Raw genomic sequence first — 19,599 nt, forward strand, 5'->3', positions numbered from 1 at the left:
TCCAGCGTGGGCTGCGTCAGGTGCACTTCTGGGGGCAGGTTGATCCGGTCAATACCGTACTGGTTGCAAATGTCCCGCAAGTGACCGATCGCAACGGCTGGTTTAGCATCATGCTGCCAGCCGTATCTGTCCAGAAACTTCAGGTTACAGTAATTACACCACTGGGTCGGCAGCAGACCCATCAACTGACAATCACTCTATGAAGGGGTTATTCCAGAAGCATCGGTGGCGGCTCCTAGCAGGGAGGGTAACCCTATGGCGACTTCTGCCAGGAAGTTTAACCCTGCTCTTGATTACCTTGCTACTGCTACTGGGACTTTTTCAGCCTTTAGAGCGAATTGCTTACCGCGCTATGTTTCGAGCACGGGGAGAACTCCCCTGGGATGATCGACTGGTGCCGGTAGCGATTGATGATGCCAGTTTGCGTCAACTCGGTCGCTTTCCCTGGCCCCGGCAATCCTACCTTGAACTTCTGAATGTGCTGCATCAAGCGAATTCTGCGATCGTTGCGGTGGACTTAATCTGGTCTGAATCCAGTCCAGTGGATGCTCAATTAGCAGAGGCCATGACTACGCAGGGTCGGATCGTGTTAGCAACAGCCTGGGATGCGACTGGGCTACCACTGCAACCCGTCCCACTGCTGGAGCAGGCTGCGATCGCTACGGGGCACGTCTTGAAGCGTGAAGATGCAGACAGCATTGTGCGCCAGGTGAACCTTTACATTCAAGGCGAACCCGCTTTCGGGGTAGCCACAGTGGAGGCGTATGGCTTAGTACAACAACCGATTCCACTGCCCACCCTGGAGTCTCCCCTGTGGGTGAATTGGATGGGGTCTGCCAACAGTCTCCGTCAATATTCATTTGCGGATGTAGTCCGTGGCAGAGTACCACTATCTGCCTTGCAAAACAAAATTGTGTTAGTCGGGGTGACGGCAACTGGCCTCGATTCTATGGCCACTCCGTTTGATCAAAATCCGCCAGCGAGTAGCGTTTACCTTCATGCCACAGTCATTAATAATTTGCTGCAACAGAATTATTTACGGCCCTTAAGTCCGGGCTGGTTAATCTGCATTCTGTTCCTGGGTGGCCCCAGTTTGAGTTGGGTGTTATCGGGTTTGAGCACCCGACAGCAACTGCTGGTGATTCATGGCATCAGTGTGCTGTGGGTGTTTCTCAGTATTCTCCTGCTGCGGACTAATTATTTGCTGCCAGTAGCTTTGCCCATTGCCCTATTCAGCCTGACAGCGGCGGCCATTGCCCTGACTGAACAATTGCGGGAGAACTATCTCCTGCGGCAACAGATTGAACGGCTTTGGCAGCGTTATCGACAGGATCTGATCTGGGATACAACCCATCCCTGGCCTGCCGTTACAGCAACTTAGAACCCTTTTCTCCCTGATTCTGAATCCAATGTTTCACGAGTGGTTCAGTTAGCGGCCCTGGCAGAACTATTGGGTCGATCTCAATCTGCCCAGGCAGCGATCGCCCACAATTTAACGATGGGACTCTTAGCCACTGACCTGGATGGAGTGATCTGGTTTTGTAACCCATTGGCTGCGACCTAGTTGCACGTTACGATCGGCCACCGTTTACGGGATAAATTAGTGCCTCACTGGCTGAGTCAGGAACAGTGGCAGACGAGCCTGAGAAGTCTGAAAGCGGGCCATGCAATTCGACACAAAAATTTGAGACATGGCCAACGCTGGTTTGACTTGATGCTGGATCCGCTAGTGTATTCTTCCTCCCCCACAGGTAACCAATCGAACGGCTTGTTGCTGTTAATCGAAGATATTAGCGATCGCAAACAAACTGAGTTAGAACTGAAACAGGCGAGAGAAGCGGCTGAAAATGCTAATCGCGCTAAAAGTGAACTTTTGGCCAATATGAGCCATGAATTGCGCACTCCCCTGAATGCTATTCTGGGCTTCACGCAGTTAATGAATAATGCTGACTCTAGCAATCCTGAACATCAGGAATATATCAGCATTATTAATCGCAGTGGATAGCATTTACTGGAATTAATTAATGATTTGTTAGAGCTATCTAAAATTGAAGCTGGCAAACTAGAGCTTCATGAAACAAGTTTTTATCTGCATCATTTTTTAGACCATATAAAACAAATGCTGCATCTTAAAGCAGCGAATAAAAATCTTGATCTGGTATTTGATCTCGATCCTAATTTGCCTCAACTCATCACTGCTGATGAAAATAGGCTGCGTCAGGTTCTTCTTAACTTATTGGGGAATGCGGTCAAGCTTACCCAGGAAGGGCGGGTAACTTTGAAGGTTCGCTGCCAGGATGAAGAGAGCGAAGGCTATGAGGAAGCAATGGACTTCCTGTTCCCTGTTTCCGGCTCCCTGCCCCCTCGTTACTTACTGGCTTTTGAAATTTCGGATACCGGCCCTGGTATTGCCACTGAGGAAGTTGAAAATTTATTTAAAGCCTTTGTGCAGACCCAAACCGGTCAGCGTGCCAGTGAGGGAACGGGACTGGGCTTAAAGATTAGCCACAAGTTTGTGAATCTCATGGGTGGAGATGTCACTGTACAAAGTATTGTGGGACAGGGAAGCACCTTTAAATTTGAGATTTGGGTTCGCAAAGGTGAGGCGATCGATTCATCAACTGCTTTGCAAACTTCTCGTCGGGTGGTTGGGCTAGCTCCTGGACAACCAACGTATCGCGTGCTGATTGTAGAAGACCGTTGGGATAATAGCCAACTGCTGGTGCAATTATTGTCTCCTCTGGGATTTGACGTGCGTGTTGCTAAGGATGGGCAAGCCGCGATCGCCCTCTGGGCAAATTGGCATCCTCACCTGATTCTGATGGATCTGCATATGCCAATTATGGACGGCTACCAGGCAACCAGACAGATTCGACTGCGAGAGTCATTCGTCCTGCGTCATCAGGCATTGGCCGATTATCCCAACCTGCAGAATCTGAGATCGGTCACTAAAATTATTGCTCTCACGGCTGATGCGTTTGAAGAAACTCGCATGGCTATTTTGTCTATGGGCTGTAATGACTTTATTCGTAAACCTATTCAGGTTGATGAATTATTCAGGAAAATCTCTGAACAGTTGGGCGTTCGTTATTTGTATCGGGAGATTGCAGGTCAGGAATCCAGCCAGCATCGACCTGATGATGCCATGCCCACACTGGCTAGCCTAACTGAACATCTTGCTCAGATGCCGACTCAGTGGGTCATTCAACTTCATCGAGAAGCAATTAGAGGATTTGACGAACCCATCCTTCAACTCATTCAACACATTCCAGCAACCCATCAGCCACTGGCAACTGCCTTAAAGAATTGGGCTGAAAACTTCCAATTTAACCAGATTGTCCAGTTAACCAAAACCAGACTTGAACACCATATAGAATAGACTTAATAGAATAGACTTGACCTATTCTGACTAGGTCTATGCTAACAAGCACGATCGCTGTAAGGCTTCTCGTAGCAGATCTCTGTATTCATCTGTGCGAATAATGTACGCTCCGAAGCGTTCCAGGTGGGGATTCATCATCTGTGTGTCGAACAGGACAAAGTTCCGTTCTCTTAAACGCTCTACCAGTTTCACCATTGCCACCTTAGAGCCTTCAGGAATGCGGTAAAACATCGATTCGCCAATGAAGGCTCCCCCAATCACAATTCCTAAAATTCCTCCCGCCAGTTCATCTTCCTGCCAGGTTTCAAAGCTGTACGCCCACCCAGCCTGATGCAAGGCCCAATAAATTTCTTTCAACTCTGGTGAAATCCAGGTAGTCTCGCGATCGGCACACCCTTCCACAACCTGCTTAAAGGCCCGATTGACGGCAACTGTAAAGCGGTTCTGATTGAGCACCCGTTGCAGCGATCGGGGATAACGAAACCGGTCGTCCAGTGGAATCAGAGTTCTCTGACGACTGGAATACCAACCCAAATTATTGCCTGACTCATCGGCCATTAAGAAGTAGCCTTCAGCATAGCCCTGAACAATGGCATAAATATCAAACGGACTATTCACCAGTGGTCATGATCTATAATTTGCTTCTTCCCAATCCTACTCAAATTTATGTAGACCTGTTGCCAGTCATCCAGTTAGGGGCAACCCTGCCTTACACTAATTACCATTAAAGCTGTCCAGCGATCGTGCCTATGGTTGACCCCATTCCCAATATCATCTTGCCTCCAGCCCAAAATCCTCAGCAGGAAGGAGAATGGCTGCAGCAGGCGTTGCTTAATTGGTTAGACCAGGAGTTTATCCCAGAAGCGGTGAACCAGGAGATTGCCGATCGAGCAGCGCAAATCTTTATGCGGCAGCGGATGGAAGGTGAAAATGATCTGATTTCGCTGGTGATGGCGATCGTCACTGAAATGGAATCTTTTGATTTCTCCGCCAGTTTTTTTGGCCAGTTCACCGTAGCGAATGCCGTTAGTGAGTTGTTATTAGACAGCTTAGGCATCGATCGCTGTTGCGGACAGTGATTATGGCCACGGCTCCAGATTTCTATCCTCCCAAACTCAATCAGTCCCTCGTCCGACTGTGTCAGATGGTTGCTCCCTGGGCTGCTTATCTGTACTACCGAATTGAACTGGATATTGATTACGAAAGTTTGAATCAACTGATTGCATTGCGCGATCGCCGGGTCTTGCTGCTGCCGAATCATCCCGCTTTTCAAGATCCGATTGTCATGTTTCTGTTATCTGGACGACTGGGGCAGAGTTTCCACTACTTAGCTGCTTACGAACAGTTTCAGGACATTCTCGGCCCGTTTTTTCAGGCCGTTGGGGCCTATTCTGTGCGTCGAGGATTGGCCGATCGGGCCAGTATTGCCCAAACTTTGGATCTGCTGACTCAACCCACTTGCCATCTGGTCATTTTTCCAGAGGGCGGATGTTCGTTTCAAAACGATACCGTTATGCCGTTTCGGACGGGAGCTGTCCAATTGGCCTTTCAAGCCATGAATCGATCGGTGAAGCAGGGGCACCCTGTACCCAATTTGTTTGTCGTGCCCATTAGCATCAAATATCGTTATTTCCAGCCGATGAGCATGGTCATTCATCAGAGTCTCAGTCGTCTGGAAGCCACGCTAGGAATTGCTAAACAGGCGCAGAATTATGAACGATTACGAGCGATCGCGGAAAAAGTTCTCACCCAGGTTGAGCAAGAGTATGACATTTGTGCCTCCGACCGTGAGCGTCCCTGGAACGATCGGATTGCAGCTCTGAAAGCCTGTGTTTTACAGACTTGTGAACGCCAGCTCAGATTACAATCAGCCCCCTATGAACCCGATCGAGAACGGGTTTACCGAATTTTGAATGCTATCCAGGTCAGGACTGAACAGGAAGAATCTGGAGAGACAGAAGGGAGTAGCAATTGGGATGAAGAATTGATTCGCAAATCTATGTTCCGAATTCTCAACTTCGATACCATCTACGATGGTTACGTGGCCGCAGATCCAACACCAGAGCGCTTTTTAGACACCTTAACCCGGCTGGAGCGAGAAGTATTTGCTATCGATCATCCTGCACCTAAAGGACATCGAATTGCACAAGTCAAAGTAGGAAGTTCATTGAATTTGTAGGACTACTTTGAACCGTTTCAAAAAGCAAAATCAACAACGGTAAATATTGTCACACAGCAAATCCAGCAAGCAGTTCAAGACAATTTAAACCATCTCAGGAGCATGGACTTATTAATAAAAAACAATAGGGGCGCTTTCTGAAACGCCCCTACAATAATTACGCAAATTCCATGCAACGCTTAATATCGCGGTTAAGCCTCAGCAAGCTTAATCCTGTTACCAACTGGATTTCACAACACCTGGTAACAGTCCCTGGTGAGCCATTTCCCGCAATACGTGGCGAGAGATACCAAAATCGCGGTAATAGCCTCTAGGACGACCCGTAGCCCAGCAACGATTCCGGTGACGGGAAGGGGCGCTGTTGCGGGGAAGTTGTTGCAATTGACGATGGATTGCTAATTTTTCTTGTTGAGAGGTTGCTGCCGAAAATTGCTCTTTGAGCGCTTCTCGCTTTGCCGCATATTTCGCAATCAACTTCTCGCGCTTTTTCTCGCGCTCCACCATGCTTTTCTTAGCCATGAATCATCCCAACGCATTTATGTAAATAACACAGCCTACTATCTTACCTGATAAAAGGATCAAATTGCCAAATTGCGACAGAATTTGGCAACCCATTAAGGTGTTTGAGCGGCGATCGCGACAGGGGATTCCACTTCCTCTGGTGCTTCAGCCACGATCGGCATTACGGGTAAACTTGCTGAGGGGCAGAGATCCGCCAATTCACAGCGATCGCAGGCAGGCTTCCGGGCAGTACACACCGCCCGTCCATGATAGATCAACCGGATTGACCAATTTTCCCAATCTGGTTGGGGGATCAGCTTCATTAAATCCCGCTCAACCCGAACCGGATCCGTATGTTTGGTCAGACCCAGACGGTAACTCAACCGCTTGACGTGGGTATCTACTGTCACCCCCAGGTTAATGCCAAAGGCATTAGCAGATACCACGTTTGCAGTCTTCCGAGCGACTCCCGGAAGTTTCAGCAGGTTGTCCATCCCTTGCGGTACCTCACCTCCGAACTGCTCCATAATCATCCGGCAGGCTCCCTGAATATTCTTTGCCTTACTGCGGTAGAATCCACAGGATTTGACCAGGGCTTCGATTTCAGAAATATCAGCAGCGGCGATCGCGGCGGCATCGGGAAACCGCCGGAACAATTCAGGAGTGGTCATATTGACCCGTTCATCCGTACACTGAGCCGAGAGAATCGTGGCAATCAGTAACTGAACCGGAGTTTCATAATTCAAAGAACAGGTGGCATCAGGATACATTCGCTTCAGGCGCAGCAAAATTTCCAGCGCCCGTTGCTTGGTGGAAGGTTTGCGCGACTTTCTCACTGGGGAATCAGGTTAGCAGTATCTCGAATAATTAGAAAGATGCCCAGCCCCAGTAACAGCATCAGTCCGGTTTGCATCACTCCATCCTGAATCTTCGTTGGTAGAGGTTTGCCCCGTACTCCTTCAATTAGCAGAAAGGCGAGATGACCACCGTCCAGTGCAGGCAGAGGCAGGATATTAATGATAGCAAGGTTGATGCTAATCAGGGCGGCGAATTGGAACAGGCTGGCCGCATCCGACTGAGCAATCTTGGCACCAACGGCGACGATCGCCACTGGGCCAGCCACTTGGTCGGCTACCTTACTGAAGCGACTGATCAGTTGTCCGAAGCCTGCGATCGTATCATTCACAATGTTCTGGAATTCTTCAGCACCCGCGCCAAAAGCAGCGATCGGATTCACCCGCTGGCGTTGAATCTCGCCATTGGGAGACAGACCAACACCGATCGTACCTTCATTTTCGGCATTCGGTTTTGGCGTGACAGTCAGGGGGAAGACCTGCTCGCCCCGTTTTACCTTAAACTCAACAGGCTTGCCAGGATTCTCCCGAATCGTTTTTTGGAAAGCTTGAATACTCCGCACCGATTGGCCAAACTCCTGACCATTTAGCGCCAGCACCACATCGCCCGGTTTCAGTCCGGCCTGAATTGCAGGAGTCGGAGTCAGTTGAATTCCGGTTAATCCCTTGCCATCGCTGTTCACTTCCGGCGTAAGAGAAACTTTAACAGGTTTCAGTTTACCCGCTTCATCCTTACGACCCAGTTGCAGTTCCAACGGACTGGTGCTGGTGGTCAACAGATCGACAGAATTGGTGGCCGGATTGTAGGCAACATCAAATTTCCCCTGCTCTTTACTGCTATCGATAAACAGGCTATCTCCAGCCTGAATCCCCGCTTGAGCGGCTTGAGGACTCACCTGACTGACTTTGAAAAACCCATCAATCAAGACACCGGGTTGACTCGTTTGCTGCACTCCCACGGTTCCCACCTGTAACACCAGAATCAGGTAGGCAAAGATCAGATTGGCAATCACCCCCGCACTGATGACGATCGCCCGATCCAGAATGGGCCGATTCCGCAATAGGTTTGGATCATTGGGATCGATCTTATTTTCTTCCGGGTCATCATCCGGAAAGCCGACAAACCCTCCCAGGGGAAAGGCCCGGATCGCATACTCGGTTTCTGGCCCCTGATACTTCCACAGGATCGGCCCAAACCCGATTGAAAACTTGTTGGCGTAAATACCTTGCAACCGGGCTGCCATAAAGTGGCCCAGTTCGTGAACAACAATTAGAATGGCCAGAACTCCGATCGCTGGCAACGCAGAAATTAGCCCCGAAAGTGACATAGGGATTCAGACGCTCTCATTTTGACGTTCTATCTATTCTAGATGGTTGCCTGAAGGATAGGGCGTGCCGCATCGGGGATAGCCATCAATTCTATAAGGCTCCCGTGTGGGTTTGCATCTCTTGGCAGAGGTTGTAGCCATCGGCATCTGGTAAATCAACGTCCAGAATCACCAGATCCGGATTAAATTGCTCGAAAGCTGCGATCGCATTCTTAACCTCTTCAGCCTTTTCTATCTGGTAATTCTGCTGAATAAGGAAGCAGGAAATTAAGTAGCAAATTGCACGATCGTGACTGACAGCAAGAATTTTGGCAGGGGCAGAGACCATCGCCCTACTCTCCACGTAATCAGACTGGAACTATTCATGAAGGATGGATGCCCCCACTGCCCCTTCATAACTTACCTTCACCTCAAAAGTAAAAGAGATGCCAGTGGTGGCATCTCTTCTCTGAAGCTGGGCTTTGATTCAGAAATTAAGCAGTCTTAGCCTTCATTTTCTTCCGCATGCAAGCACCCAGAGCCAGACCGATCGCGGTTCCACCCAGAGTCAAGTAGTAGCTGTCATCGCCTGCGGGATTACCATAGTATTGGCTTTGCCACCCTTAACAAGGCTATCAGCCGCCAAGCCGGAGAACTTGACAAAATCATTAGAGGGGTCGGTTCCTGAATTGAAATCAATGGTTGTAACTCCAGCCACACTGGACTTATACCCTTCTCCAGCCACCTCCGTACCACCAACGTTAAAGCTAAAAGCTTCCGCTGAGGCTGCATTCATTGCGACAGCAGCAAAGCCAGCCATAGCAATTGAAGTAAATTTGATAGCGTTCATTCGTTTCTTTCCTTAGATGAGGGTAGATGAGGGTACGTTAGTTTTATATGATCTGGATTGCGATCGCTGCTAAACATATTTGTTTCCAAGGCAGCCACAGTCCGTATAAAACTTAGCCTAGAGCTCCCTTCCCCATCCAGACCTTTAACCCTGTTCTCATCAAGGAATTACATTTTCTACAAGTCTGCGAAACCCTTTCGGACAAATACTTTCGTATAAAACTAAAGTAACCCGTCCCAAACCAGTCTACTCAAGGCTTTGAGGATGCAAATAAATTGAAGGAATATTCGATACTTACGTATGCGTAGTTGTACGTAAGTCAATCAAATAGCAACTATCTTTGTGTTCTTTTTTCAATCAATAACCGCTGTTCTTCGGCCAGTTGATTTTTGTAGTTAATCTAGAGCCGTTAATTTTTGTTTAACTGCTTCTTAAGAGAAGCTGCAATTTTGTTCGTTGATCCGTTGCAAGGTTGACAATCTATCTAGAGTGTTCCAATGTATCTGGAACTACAGATTGACTGGCTAGAGCAAGTGTAGCCAAGGCTGCAAAGGTTCTGGGTAGTCAAGCTTACGCTCGTTTTTAGCTAGCGAGGTAGTTTATGAGCGACAATGTATTATCCGGCACCCGAAACGTGGCGATCGTGGGGCCTTACCTTAGTGGTAAAACAACGCTATTAGAAAGCCTGTTGTTTGTGACTGGAGCCATTACCCGAAAGGGCAAAGTCACGGACAGAAATACCGTGGGTGATGGCACGCCAGAAGCCCGCGATCGCCAGATGAGTGTTGAAGTAAACGCCGCCAGTACTGAGTATGGCGGCGTTCGTTTTACGTTCCTGGATTGTCCAGGATCGATTGAGTTCGTCCAGGAGACGTTGAATGCGTTGATGGGTGTAGATGCTGTGGTTGTGGTCTGTGAGCCTGTCAGCGATCGGGTACTCACACTCGCGCCTCTATTTAAATTCCTGGACGACTGGCAGATTCCCCATCTGGTTTTCATCAACAAGATGGATCGGGCAGATGTTGATTTTAATGAAGTGCTACAGGCTTTGAAGAAGGTTTCCAGCCGTCCCTTAGTGGCCCATCAGTATCCGATCGGTAGCGGTGAAAAATTAGTCGGATTTATTGATCTGGTGACGGAGCAAGCTTATCACTACCATCCCGGTGCTCCTGCCGATCCCGTCCCCCTGCCAGAGTCATTGAAGGAGCAGGAAAAAGCGACTCGCTACGAAATGCTGGAAACCCTGGCTAACTTTGATGATCACCTCTTAGAAGAACTGTTGGAAGAACTGGAACCGCCGCAAGAGGAAGTTCTGCAAGATTTAAAGATGGAGTTAGGAGCCGATCAAATCGTGCCTGTTTTCATTGGTATCGCTGATCAGGATTTTGGTGTGCGCCCTCTACTTCAAGCATTACTGAGAGAATCTCCGGAACCAGAAGTGACAGCAGCGCATCGGGGGCTTGACTCTAGTAACACCACTCCCTTGGCCCAGGTACTGAAGACATACTACACACCTCAGGGCGGCAAGTTATCCCTGGTGAGAGTGTGGCAGGGTAGCTTAACGGACGGCATGGTGTTGAATGGGGTTCGCGTCGGCGGCATTTACCGCATGATGGGTCAACAGCAGCAAAGTTTGACTTCGGCCAGTGCGGGCGAGATTGTGGCTCTCGGTCGGATGGAAGGCATCAAGACGGGAGATATTCTGACTGCAGGGGATACCTCTGCAGGTGCTAAGTTGCCCACTATTGAGAAACCAAATTCTGTGTTTGCTCTCGCGATCGCGGCGGAAAAGCGCAGTGATGAAGTGAAACTGACAGGGGCATTGACCAAGTTATTGGAGGAAGATCCCTCTTTAGCCTGGGAGCAGCATGGGGATACCCATGAAATCATTCTGTGGGGTCAGGGTGATATTCATCTGCAGGTGGCCATGGATCGGTTGAATCGCAAATATAATCTGCCGATGAGTGCCCATCCACCGCAAGTTCCCTACAAGGAAACGATTCGCAAGACAGCTACTGCGGTTCATGGTCGCTATAAACGGCAAACCGGAGGACATGGTCAGTTTGGCGATGTCTATTTAGATATCAAGCCACTGTCGCGTGGGGAAGGATTCAACTTTGATGAAAAGATCGTCGGTGGTGTAGTGCCACGTCAATATATCCCCGCAGTGGAAAACGGGGTGCGGGAGTATCTGACTCACGGGCCTTTAGGATTTCCAGTGGTGGATGTAGCTGTAACGCTGACCAATGGGTCGTATCACACCGTCGATAGTTCTGAGCAGGCGTTTAAACAAGCGGCCCGGATCGCGATGCAGGAAGGTTTGCTGAGGTGTGAACCAACGCTGCTAGAACCCATTTTGAATGTCACAATCTCGGTGCCGACGGACTTTACCTCTAAGGTGCTACGGCTGGTTAGCGGACGGCGAGGGCAAATTCTGGGGTACGATGGGAAAGCCGACTGGACTGGATGGGATGAGGTTGTAGCTTACATTCCCCAGGCCGAAATGCATGACCTGATTGTAGAGTTGCGATCGCTGACAATGGGTGTAGGCTTTTTTAAGTGGGAATATGACCACTTGCAAGAGGTGCCTGAGAAGTTAGTCGAACGGGTCTTGACGACCACTGGCCACAATCAGAAGTAAACTCTTCGCATCAGCACCAGACCTTTAGCAAGCTCTGTTTGTCTGGTGCTTTCTACTCAAAGAATCCTCCCTCTTCACTTGGAAAAGGGAGGATCGCTATACAACTCCTTTAGGATTCGTTGGCATCAAACTTACGCTGTTTGCTTGCTACGGCGACGACGGGCTGCTGCCAAACCAGCACCTGCCAGAGACAGACCTGCCACAGTAGTAGGCTCTGGAACCGCTTCAACCGAACCCATTACCTTGAAGTCGGGGCCATTGTGGGAGGCATCTGCACTGACTTGAATGCCAAAGATTGGCCCTGTCAGTCCTAAATCTCCGACACTAATCCCACGAGAACCCATTTGTTGTGCTCCTGAGATTTCGGTTGTATCAATAGCGAATCCTGCATTTTGCCAGGTATTGCGATCGATGCGAAACAGCCTGCCAATCAGATTACCCGCCTGATCTAGTGCCTGGATGGTCAGATCGCTATTCATACCCCGTTCCCAGAAGAACAGGCTAGATACGGCCTGCCCAAACGACAGGTTGATCAGAAAAGAGCCGGTTTCTTCCACATCAATAATATTATTCAGGTTCAAGTTACCCAGACTGGCCACAACTGAGCTATTGGTAGCTGCTTCTTCCTCAATACCAGAAGCATTGTCTCCCCGATCGGAACTGGCTGCTCCTGTATCGCCACCTGTCCAAGTGTCGTTAGAAATAATATTGGCAGACTGAACTAAAACGAAGTCACTAATCGTTTTGCCGCTACTCAGCGTTACCGAATTGAGCATAATGTCGTGGGTTGGTCCTAAGCTGGGAGGACTGATAGTGCTTGAGAACGAAAAAGCTTGGGCTGGGGAACCAGATGCCATCATTCCAGTGGCCAGCAAGCTAATAGTAGAGACAACATATTTCAAATTCATGGCAGATGTCCTTTTATCAAGCTTTGGAAGACTACATTCTCACTATACGTCTATACATTTGCCTTTGCAGCAAAAAGAGACCATTTTTCATGGAAGCTTTTACTTTCTAATTAACGGGTTTGACGTTTTCCCAAGAAACTTCAAAGTGCAAGTAATCCCACTTAGAAAAAATTGAGCTTACACCTGTCTTTTCAGTGTATTCTTCACTTGCATTGAACTTCTCAACATAAAAAATCTTAATGTTTGACACCAAGACAGCATTTTCACTAGTAATTTAAACCTGACTACCATAGTTGCCCCTTTTAAACTCAGTAATCATATGGATCAGTATGATTGTTCGTCTCAAAATTTGCTTTGCTGAAAAGGTTCGATCGCTAACATATATTGAGGGACAGCGAGTCGCCTGCTGGCAAGCGCTGGGGAACATCAACGCTATCCATTCATAATTCCCGAAAATCTAGGATAGGGGCTGTAATCCTAACTGAACAGTAGTTTTACTAAAATTAAAATAATTGAAAATGCTGATTTTAGGCAGAAAATCAGGAATTTGTATGAAACTTATTGACTATCCAGCAGAAATTGCAGAGAAGCAACGACAGCTTCTGAGAATAGACTAGCATATCCGCCGTTTACAGAAAATTGTAAATGGTTTAACGGCTGAAATTGACACTGCGATTGCGTTTGATAGTGATCTTAAAAATGATGCCCAACGAAAAGCTAAACGGCTGAAATTAATGAGTACAGCAGAGTATCGCAAAGCGGTCGCTAATTTGCTGATGGCTCAAGATGAACGATCTGAAATTGAAATTGACACCAATCTACTGCGGAACCAATTCTCGGTCTTAAAATTACAACTACGACAGGCGATCGCAGCTCGTGAATCGCAAATGCTAGACGCAGCTTGAAACTGTCATGAGTAGGTTAATACCCCAGTTCTTTTCTAGCTTTTTCTCTCATAGCCCGAGTGTCTTTGGCGCTGGGTTGAATTTCTAACGCTTTATCCAACGAGGCGATCGCCTGATCATATCGCCCCAGGTTCCATAAAGCAGATCCCCGAATACTCCAAGCCTCTGCCAGATTACGGTTAAGGGCGATCGCTTCATCCAGCACATTGATCGCTTCCTCAGATCGGCCTACCTCTTGTAGCACACTGCCCCGGTCAACCCAGGCACCAGCGAGAGTAGGCTTAACAAAGGTTGCCTCCTCAAACAGATGGAGTGCTTGCAGAATTCGATCTTGCTGTCGGTATGCTTTCCCTTTACTCCATAGAGCTTCAGCATAATCTAGGTTGAGATTGAGAGCATCATTGCAAGCGACGATCGCTGAATCCGGTTGCTTCAATCCATTCAAACTTTCACAGCGCCCCCAGTAAGCCTCTACCTTAGTGGGGTTTAACTCAATTACCTGATTGAAAGCCGCCAGTGCCTCAGAGTATTGTCGCTGTTTCAATAACAGATTGGCTCGGCTGAGTGGAGTCTCTCTTAGTAGCAGGGAAGATGGAGAAGGAACCGTTGCAGGAGGAACAGCTTTCACAGGAGGGGAGCCTTTCACTGCCGAATTCAAAGAGGGAACTGTTTCAGCCGTTGGTTTTAGACCAGAGTTTAGCTTGATAGACAGAAAAAGCCATGCCAGCGATCGCTAACACAACCACAGGAACGCTCCACCGTTTCAGCCATCTCCCCTGCCAGCTAGACTGCAACCTCTGTTGTCAGGATGGGTTCGCTGATGGCACAGTTCGGAAGGGGCTGCCCTCGCTTCTATTTGGAGCAGCATCGCCAAACGTCAGGGTTTCCTCCTGATGAAGTGTTGGTTTTGGTTGAGCAGAACCATTGTCATTGATAATATCTGATTCTTTCTGGGTTAAATCTGTCTCAAACAGATCGGATTTGAAGTGAATTGTTGCATCCGATTCTTCACTTTCCCAAAAGGGCAAATCGGTATCTATATCTGCAAAGCTAAATAGTTTGGTGGGTAGGTTTTTCAATGCTTCCAGGGTTTCCATAGCAGTGGGATAGCGATCGCGGAAATCGTAGTACACCATGTGATCGATGACATCCGCTAATTCTGGACTAACTCCAGGAACATAGCTCCGCCACTCTAACTCCCCAGTTTCCGCCACCTCACCCAGCAACTTAGGAGCTATCCCAGTTAAGGCTTGGATTCCCACAATTCCAACGGCATAAACATCGCTGCAGAAACGGGGTTTCCCAGCCAATTGTTCATTCGGGATGTAGCCATGAGTACCAACGACGATCGTAGACTCGGCTACATCCGAATCCAGATCAGCTAGTTGTACACTGACCTGTTTTACCGCGCCAAAATCAATCAGTACTAACTTGCCATCTTGATGGCGACGAATCAAGTTCGAGGGTTTGACATCCCGATGAATCACGTTTTGCTGATGCACAAACGTCAGAATTTCCAGAATATCTCGTAACAAAATAATTACTCGCTCTTCCGGCCATGGCTTTCCTTTCGCAATCTGGCGAGTCAGCGATTGCCCTTCAATAAATTATTGCACCAGATAAAATTCCTGGTTTTCCTCAAAGTGGGCATATAGAGAAGGAATCTGATCATGGCGGCCAAGTTGATATAGCACCTTGGCTTCAGTGTCAAACAGTCGTCGTGCAGTTTTTAGATGCTTAATATCATGAGTTTTAACCAGCAACCGTTTTATGACACAGCGAGGGCAACCCGGGAGATGCAAATCCTGGGCTAAGAAGGATTGTCCAAAGCCGCCAACCCCGAGTTGGGCAATGAGCTTGTACCGTTTACCGATGATCGGAGTCGATTTTTCCTCGTTGGTCAGGGAACGCATCGTTTAGAATAGTTGTTTCTGATCTTTCACCATAAAGCTTTAAAACCTGTAATGAAAAGTCTTTAAAGATTATTGTCCTAATTCGGAATTGCCGTTTCTGGTGTAGGAAATTTCAGTTCTCTAACTCGATTTGGTTGATATTACAGAAGTTGGCGCAAGGAGGGTACCTATACCGCATACTCAATATCTACGGCTTCAGCCCCAAAGGATGGAATACAGGTTAAAGCTATCTTTTTCTTCCGCAGCAAGAATACTTCATTACCGCATATTTATAAAGAAAAGTAAATGCCGTGGATGAATTCTTTAATCTTTAAACTATAGTGCCCCATCTTATGTTCTCCCTTTCGGGACAGGCAGCGATCGCTGCTAGCAATGTGTATACTCAAAAACATATAGGTAAAGCACGTAGACCTGGTGAATAAGGAGCACCAGGGTATAACCGATCTGCTCTTAAAAGCGCAAGCCCCAGATCTTGGAATTTGGGGCTTTAGGGTTAAATAGAGTTGATTGACGGTGATCAAATGGTCTGTACGCAGGTGTAATTCCTCAGAGGATGTTTTAAAAGCCTGTCTCTTTGTCACCCTGGCTGAAGTTGCGGCTATCCGGAGAAAACCTGCCCGCAGGTTACTGAAAACCTTGATTTTATTAAGTCTGCGTCAGCAGAGTTGGTGAGTGTAGTCGCAGTTTTCACTGCCGGATACTCAAGCCCCCTCCTATCTAGATGCAAGCCGGAGAGGCAGAAGTCTTCCTGAGAATCAACCCTTGGTGGTGCAGAAAACTCCTGAAACCCCTATAAATCAAGGATTCTCACCGAGACAGCGATCTTGAGTTTTATCGGGCGAACGAACGAGGGCAAGGGGTTTCAGGCGCTGTTTTGGTCGTTCAGGTTATCCATCATGAGACTCAAAAAAGTTTTCTGCACCACTCAGGAATCAACCTTTAAAGATTCAGCAAGTCTGCCCTCAAATACGGAAATACGAACCTAGCTTATCCAAAAAACCAACCTCGACTGATTTGCACTGAATTATACAATCGTGGTGTCAGGAAGAAGGGTAGGTTATGATATATCGCGTATTATGACTTACCCGATCAATTGCGACCCGATTTGATTTAAACAGTCAAAAAACTCAAATCTAGGAGGTTAAAACGATGGCACTTGTTCGTTGGGAACCATTTCGAGAAATTGAAACTCTACAACGGCAAATGAACCGCCTGTTTGACGATCTTCTCCCAGTTACCAGAGAAATGAGGGATGGCTTTACCTTTATTCCGCCAGCAGAAATAGAAGAAACAGCCGATGCCATTCACCTGAAACTGGAAATTCCTGGTATGGATGCCAAAGACTTGAATGTCGAAGTTTCAGCAGATGCAGTTAGTATCAGTGGAGAACGCAAGTCGGAAACCAAAACTGAAGAAAAAGGAGTAATCCGTACCGAATTCCGCTATGGTAAGTTTGAACGGGTCATTCCTCTCTCGACTCGCATTCAAAACAACAAGGTACAGGCTGAATACAAAGATGGTATCCTCACCCTCACCTTGCCTAAGGCAGAAGAAGAAAAAAGCAAAGTTGTGAAAGTTAACTTGGGTTAATGTTTCTTTAACCAAGGACATCGCCTCAACTCAGAAGAGGAAGTTTCGGTAGTCATTAAATTTGGAAAGGGCAATTTTGGCAAAATTCAGCTTATTTACTGCAATCGCATTGCCAATTGCCCTTTTTTAAACAATCAGTAGAGGGAGTAATGCTCATGAGTTCAGCCTTTGAAAAACCCTCAGAAAAATGTGTTTCTGCTGCCTTCAAAGAAGAGAAAAAGCTAGAGGATGCCATTAAACGCTTGCTCGATCGCGGCCTTCCTAAAGACAATATTTCTATTGTCGGTCGCAACTTTCAATCGGAAGCTCGGATAACGGGTTTTCTCACCAAAAAAGATGTCATTTTAGATGGCATGACGACCGGCGCAATCTACGGTTCGCTGTTTGGTTCTTTACTCAGCCTAGTTACAGGGGTCGGCGTTTTATTCGTTCCCTTTCTGGGCGCTGTCGTAGCACGGGACCCTTGGGAGCAGCTTTGTTAGGAGCAACCAGCAGTGCGCTGTATGGTGCTTTGGGAGCTGGATTGGGTTCTGTGCTGATGTCCTTGGGAATGCCCCAGGATAAAGCAGCGATCTATCAAACGCGCCTGCAAGCGGGCGAGTTTTTGCTGGTGGTGGAAGTCCCAGTAGACAAGTCAGGCGAAATCTTTTTGTTGTTGCAAGCTGCGGGAGGAGAAGAAGTTGCCATTACCGATATGCAAATTCCTCGCCAACCAGACGGGGAATTGACCAGTAAAGAGCAAATTTCCCCAGAAATGAGGGCAAATCTCTCCGGTGAAGCACAATCGACCTTTGTGGAAACCTATAACCAAGCTTTGAGCGAGTCAAAGGATAAAACCAATGCCCTCATCAAAGCCTGGGAACGGATTCAACATCTATTCGATCGCGATGAGACTGGCACCTATTCTAACCGTAAAGGCAACTAAGACAGGAAACCGCCTCAGAACTAACTCTGAATTTTTTTGCTAGGAGGTACCGATGGCGGTCAATGAATTTAGAGACTATTACCAAATTTTGGGAGTGAGCAAAACTGCCACAGCGGAGGAAATCAAAAAAGCCTACCGCAAGTTGGCGCGAAAATATCACCCTGATCTAAATCCGGGTAACAAGGAAGCGGAAGCACGCTTTAAAGAAATTAACGAGGCCCACGAAATCCTCTCTGACCCTGACAAACGTCAAAAATACGACCAATTTGGTCGGTACTGGCAACAGGCTGCTGCGGGTGCTACCCCAACGGGTGGCGTTGGCTTTGAAGGCATGGATTTCGCTCAGTATGGTAGCTTTGACGACTTCATTAACGAATTGTTAGGCCGGTTCGGTCGAGGCGGCACCAGAGGCAGGGTTTATACTTACCGTACGACTACAGGCCCTCAAGGAGTTCAGGAATATGTCGAGTTTAGCGGCGGAGAAGATCCCTTTAGTCGGTTTACCGATATTCCTACCCAAGATACCGAAGCTGCGATCGCGCTCACCTTTGCTGAAGCTTTTCATGGTACGCAAAAACGCTTGCAAATTGGGGAGGAGACGGTGACGGTTCGCATTCCCCCAGGAGCAAAATCAGGCAGTCGCTTGCGTTTGAAAGGTAAGGGACAAATCAGTCCTTTTAGTCAGCAGCGGGGCGATCTGTATTTAACCATTGAATTACTTCCCCATTCCATCTTTCGATTTGAAGGGAACAATATCACCTGTGAGATTCCCATTAGTCCAGAAGAAGCAGTACTGGGAGCGCAGATTGATGTCCCGACTCCCGATGGCAAAGTGAAGCTAACTATACCCCCTGGAGTTGACTCCGGACAAGCACTACGGTTGCGCGGCAAAGGCTGGCGCAATCCCAAAGGCGATCGCACCGATCTGATCGTGCGGATTAAAATTGTCACCCCCAAAGAATTGAGCCCCAGGGAAAAAGAATGCTATGAGAAATTGCGAGAAACCAGTAGTTTCAATCCCCGTGGAACCTTAGCGGAGGTGCGCCTATGAGCGCCAATTTTAGTCTGTCTCAAATTGTCTGGTCAAAAGAAGGCGAGCGTCTTTACAGCTTTGAGCAAGCTGCTTATCTGACTCAAACTTCCGTTTCTTTATTGGAAAGATTCGCCAGTTTGGGATTGATCGAACCCGTTGGCTCCATGCTGCATCGCCAGGATTTAATTCGAGTGGTTAAGCTGCAACGATTGCGTCGCGATTTAGGTTTAAATTTAGTGGGCGCAGCAATGGTTTTAGATATGGCGGAGAAAATCACCCAACTCAAAGCCCAATTATGTGCCTATCGGATTGCATCCAAGTAGATCATTTATCCGAATAGGTGATTAATGACTCTAGCCCTTACAACTCCCTTACAACTAAATTTTCTAAATTCAACTCAAGGAGAATTAAATCATGACCGAAGCCAATCAAAATTCATCTTCTAAAATCATCATCAGTCCTGAAACGGATGCCCTCGTCGAACAAGAAATGGCAGACCAAAATGCCGACTTAAAACAAGAAACTAAAGCCCTAGTTGAAGCGATTAAAAAACGCGCTCAGTCTGAAATTCAGACTGCTCAAGAACTGACTCGCGAAGGCTATTTAAACGC

At 47.7% G+C, this 19,599-nt stretch carries 25 protein-coding genes and 1 pseudogene; 15 read left to right on the plus strand and 11 right to left on the minus strand.

From position 1 onward, the window contains the following. The first annotated feature begins 20 nt into the window (after positions 1 to 20). The 5 genes from ACUVQO_RS13050 to ACUVQO_RS13070 all read left to right on the plus strand — a co-directional run bounded on the left by ACUVQO_RS13050 (position 21) and on the right by ACUVQO_RS13070 (position 3,379). Positions 21 to 203, plus strand: a complete 183-nt coding sequence (locus ACUVQO_RS13050; RefSeq protein ID WP_445926307.1) for a hypothetical protein — start codon at positions 21 to 23, stop codon at positions 201 to 203. After that, on the plus strand, positions 200 to 1,381 hold the full coding sequence (locus ACUVQO_RS13055) for a CHASE2 domain-containing protein (protein ID WP_445926308.1): 1,182 nt from the start codon (positions 200 to 202) through the stop codon (positions 1,379 to 1,381). Before ACUVQO_RS13050 ends, ACUVQO_RS13055 begins: the two co-directional genes overlap by 4 nt. A 39-nt stretch (positions 1,382 to 1,420) precedes the next feature. Continuing rightward, complete coding sequence (locus tag ACUVQO_RS13060) at positions 1,421 to 1,564, plus strand: hypothetical protein (RefSeq protein ID WP_445926309.1); 144 nt, start codon at positions 1,421 to 1,423, stop codon at positions 1,562 to 1,564. Then, on the plus strand, positions 1,565 to 2,005 hold the full coding sequence (locus ACUVQO_RS13065; RefSeq protein WP_445926310.1) for a histidine kinase dimerization/phospho-acceptor domain-containing protein: 441 nt from the start codon (positions 1,565 to 1,567) through the stop codon (positions 2,003 to 2,005). A 114-nt stretch (positions 2,006 to 2,119) separates the two neighbouring features. Then, complete coding sequence (locus ACUVQO_RS13070) at positions 2,120 to 3,379, plus strand: ATP-binding protein (protein WP_445926311.1); 1,260 nt, start codon at positions 2,120 to 2,122, stop codon at positions 3,377 to 3,379. Between the two features lie 36 nt (positions 3,380 to 3,415). Here ACUVQO_RS13070 and aat read toward each other — a convergent pair whose 3' ends face one another. Then, a complete protein-coding gene (aat, locus tag ACUVQO_RS13075) occupies positions 3,416 to 4,000 on the minus strand; it encodes a leucyl/phenylalanyl-tRNA--protein transferase (RefSeq protein WP_445926312.1) in 585 nt (194 codons plus the stop codon). A gap of 131 nt (positions 4,001 to 4,131) precedes the next feature. Here aat and ACUVQO_RS13080 point away from each other — a divergent pair, with 131 nt between their 5' ends. Both ACUVQO_RS13080 and ACUVQO_RS13085 read left to right on the plus strand, forming a co-directional pair. Then, positions 4,132 to 4,461 carry a hypothetical protein gene (locus tag ACUVQO_RS13080; RefSeq protein WP_445926329.1) on the plus strand — a complete coding sequence of 110 codons (330 nt, stop codon included), beginning with the start codon at positions 4,132 to 4,134 and terminating at the stop codon, positions 4,459 to 4,461. A 2-nt stretch (positions 4,462 to 4,463) separates the two neighbouring features. Beyond that, complete coding sequence (locus tag ACUVQO_RS13085; RefSeq protein WP_445926313.1) at positions 4,464 to 5,561, plus strand: lysophospholipid acyltransferase family protein; 1,098 nt, start codon at positions 4,464 to 4,466, stop codon at positions 5,559 to 5,561. 216 nt (positions 5,562 to 5,777) lie between these two features. Here ACUVQO_RS13085 and rpsN read toward each other — a convergent pair whose 3' ends face one another. The 5 genes from rpsN to ACUVQO_RS13110 all read right to left on the minus strand — a co-directional run bounded on the left by rpsN (position 5,778) and on the right by ACUVQO_RS13110 (position 9,073). Then, a complete protein-coding gene (rpsN, locus tag ACUVQO_RS13090; protein WP_233748110.1) occupies positions 5,778 to 6,080 on the minus strand; it encodes a 30S ribosomal protein S14 in 303 nt (100 codons plus the stop codon). A 95-nt stretch (positions 6,081 to 6,175) separates the two neighbouring features. Continuing rightward, the gene (nth, locus tag ACUVQO_RS13095; RefSeq protein WP_445926314.1) at positions 6,176 to 6,898 is read right to left on the minus strand and encodes an endonuclease III; all 723 of its coding nucleotides are present in this window, start codon (positions 6,896 to 6,898) and stop codon (positions 6,176 to 6,178) included. Next, on the minus strand, positions 6,895 to 8,244 hold the full coding sequence (gene rseP, locus ACUVQO_RS13100) for an RIP metalloprotease RseP (protein ID WP_445926315.1): 1,350 nt from the start codon (positions 8,242 to 8,244) through the stop codon (positions 6,895 to 6,897). Before rseP ends, nth begins: the two co-directional genes overlap by 4 nt. A 91-nt stretch (positions 8,245 to 8,335) precedes the next feature. Further along, a complete protein-coding gene (locus tag ACUVQO_RS13105; RefSeq protein WP_445926316.1) occupies positions 8,336 to 8,572 on the minus strand; it encodes a response regulator in 237 nt (78 codons plus the stop codon). Between the two features lie 219 nt (positions 8,573 to 8,791). Next, positions 8,792 to 9,073: a hypothetical protein gene (locus tag ACUVQO_RS13110; RefSeq protein ID WP_445926317.1), complete on the minus strand. Its 282-nt coding sequence runs from the start codon at positions 9,071 to 9,073 to the stop codon at positions 8,792 to 8,794. A gap of 601 nt (positions 9,074 to 9,674) precedes the next feature. On the opposite strand from ACUVQO_RS13110, the gene ACUVQO_RS13115 reads away from it, so the two are divergent. Next, a complete protein-coding gene (locus ACUVQO_RS13115) occupies positions 9,675 to 11,714 on the plus strand; it encodes an elongation factor G (protein ID WP_445926318.1) in 2,040 nt (679 codons plus the stop codon). A gap of 131 nt (positions 11,715 to 11,845) precedes the next feature. On the opposite strand, the gene ACUVQO_RS13120 is transcribed toward ACUVQO_RS13115, so the two are convergent. Next, positions 11,846 to 12,622 carry an exosortase-dependent surface protein XDP2 gene (locus tag ACUVQO_RS13120; RefSeq protein ID WP_445926319.1) on the minus strand — a complete coding sequence of 259 codons (777 nt, stop codon included), beginning with the start codon at positions 12,620 to 12,622 and terminating at the stop codon, positions 11,846 to 11,848. A gap of 734 nt (positions 12,623 to 13,356) precedes the next feature. Between ACUVQO_RS13120 and ACUVQO_RS13125 the strand changes: the two genes are divergently transcribed. Continuing rightward, positions 13,357 to 13,527, plus strand: coding sequence for a hypothetical protein (locus ACUVQO_RS13125; protein WP_445926320.1), 171 nt, complete (start codon positions 13,357 to 13,359; stop codon positions 13,525 to 13,527). A 16-nt stretch (positions 13,528 to 13,543) separates the two neighbouring features. Here the strand turns inward: ACUVQO_RS13125 and ACUVQO_RS13130 are convergent, their stop codons facing one another. From ACUVQO_RS13130 to ACUVQO_RS13145, 4 genes are read right to left on the minus strand one after another with little or no spacing between them, the layout of a single operon-like run. Then, positions 13,544 to 14,155: a tetratricopeptide repeat protein gene (locus ACUVQO_RS13130; RefSeq protein ID WP_445926321.1), complete on the minus strand. Its 612-nt coding sequence runs from the start codon at positions 14,153 to 14,155 to the stop codon at positions 13,544 to 13,546. Between the two features lie 43 nt (positions 14,156 to 14,198). Beyond that, positions 14,199 to 14,321 carry a hypothetical protein gene (locus ACUVQO_RS13135; RefSeq protein ID WP_445926322.1) on the minus strand — a complete coding sequence of 41 codons (123 nt, stop codon included), beginning with the start codon at positions 14,319 to 14,321 and terminating at the stop codon, positions 14,199 to 14,201. Between the two features lie 9 nt (positions 14,322 to 14,330). Continuing rightward, positions 14,331 to 15,131 (minus strand): protein kinase domain-containing protein, encoded by an 801-nt coding sequence (locus ACUVQO_RS13140; RefSeq protein ID WP_445926330.1) that lies wholly within the window; start codon positions 15,129 to 15,131, stop codon positions 14,331 to 14,333. Positions 15,132 to 15,134: 3 nt separating this feature from the next. Continuing rightward, positions 15,135 to 15,440 (minus strand): hypothetical protein, encoded by a 306-nt coding sequence (locus ACUVQO_RS13145; RefSeq protein WP_445926323.1) that lies wholly within the window; start codon positions 15,438 to 15,440, stop codon positions 15,135 to 15,137. A gap of 1,149 nt (positions 15,441 to 16,589) precedes the next feature. On the opposite strand from ACUVQO_RS13145, the gene ACUVQO_RS13150 reads away from it, so the two are divergent. From ACUVQO_RS13150 to ACUVQO_RS13175, 6 genes and pseudogenes are all read left to right on the plus strand, one after another. After that, on the plus strand, positions 16,590 to 17,030 hold the full coding sequence (locus tag ACUVQO_RS13150) for an Hsp20/alpha crystallin family protein (RefSeq protein ID WP_445926324.1): 441 nt from the start codon (positions 16,590 to 16,592) through the stop codon (positions 17,028 to 17,030). Between the two features lie 155 nt (positions 17,031 to 17,185). Further along, the gene (locus ACUVQO_RS13155; RefSeq protein WP_445926325.1) at positions 17,186 to 17,512 is read left to right on the plus strand and encodes a general stress protein; all 327 of its coding nucleotides are present in this window, start codon (positions 17,186 to 17,188) and stop codon (positions 17,510 to 17,512) included. Next, positions 17,494 to 17,955: a ChaB family protein gene (locus ACUVQO_RS13160; protein WP_445926326.1), complete on the plus strand. Its 462-nt coding sequence runs from the start codon at positions 17,494 to 17,496 to the stop codon at positions 17,953 to 17,955. Before ACUVQO_RS13155 ends, ACUVQO_RS13160 begins: the two co-directional genes overlap by 19 nt. Before the next feature lie 52 nt (positions 17,956 to 18,007). Then, complete coding sequence (locus ACUVQO_RS13165) at positions 18,008 to 19,006, plus strand: DnaJ C-terminal domain-containing protein (protein ID WP_445926327.1); 999 nt, start codon at positions 18,008 to 18,010, stop codon at positions 19,004 to 19,006. Beyond that, on the plus strand, positions 19,003 to 19,311 hold the full coding sequence (locus ACUVQO_RS13170; protein WP_445926328.1) for a chaperone modulator CbpM: 309 nt from the start codon (positions 19,003 to 19,005) through the stop codon (positions 19,309 to 19,311). Before ACUVQO_RS13165 ends, ACUVQO_RS13170 begins: the two co-directional genes overlap by 4 nt. Before the next feature lie 91 nt (positions 19,312 to 19,402). Continuing rightward, a pseudogene (locus ACUVQO_RS13175) lies at positions 19,403 to 19,599 on the plus strand (hypothetical protein); the annotation flags it as partial.

This window comes from Leptodesmis sp., assembly GCF_052746595.1.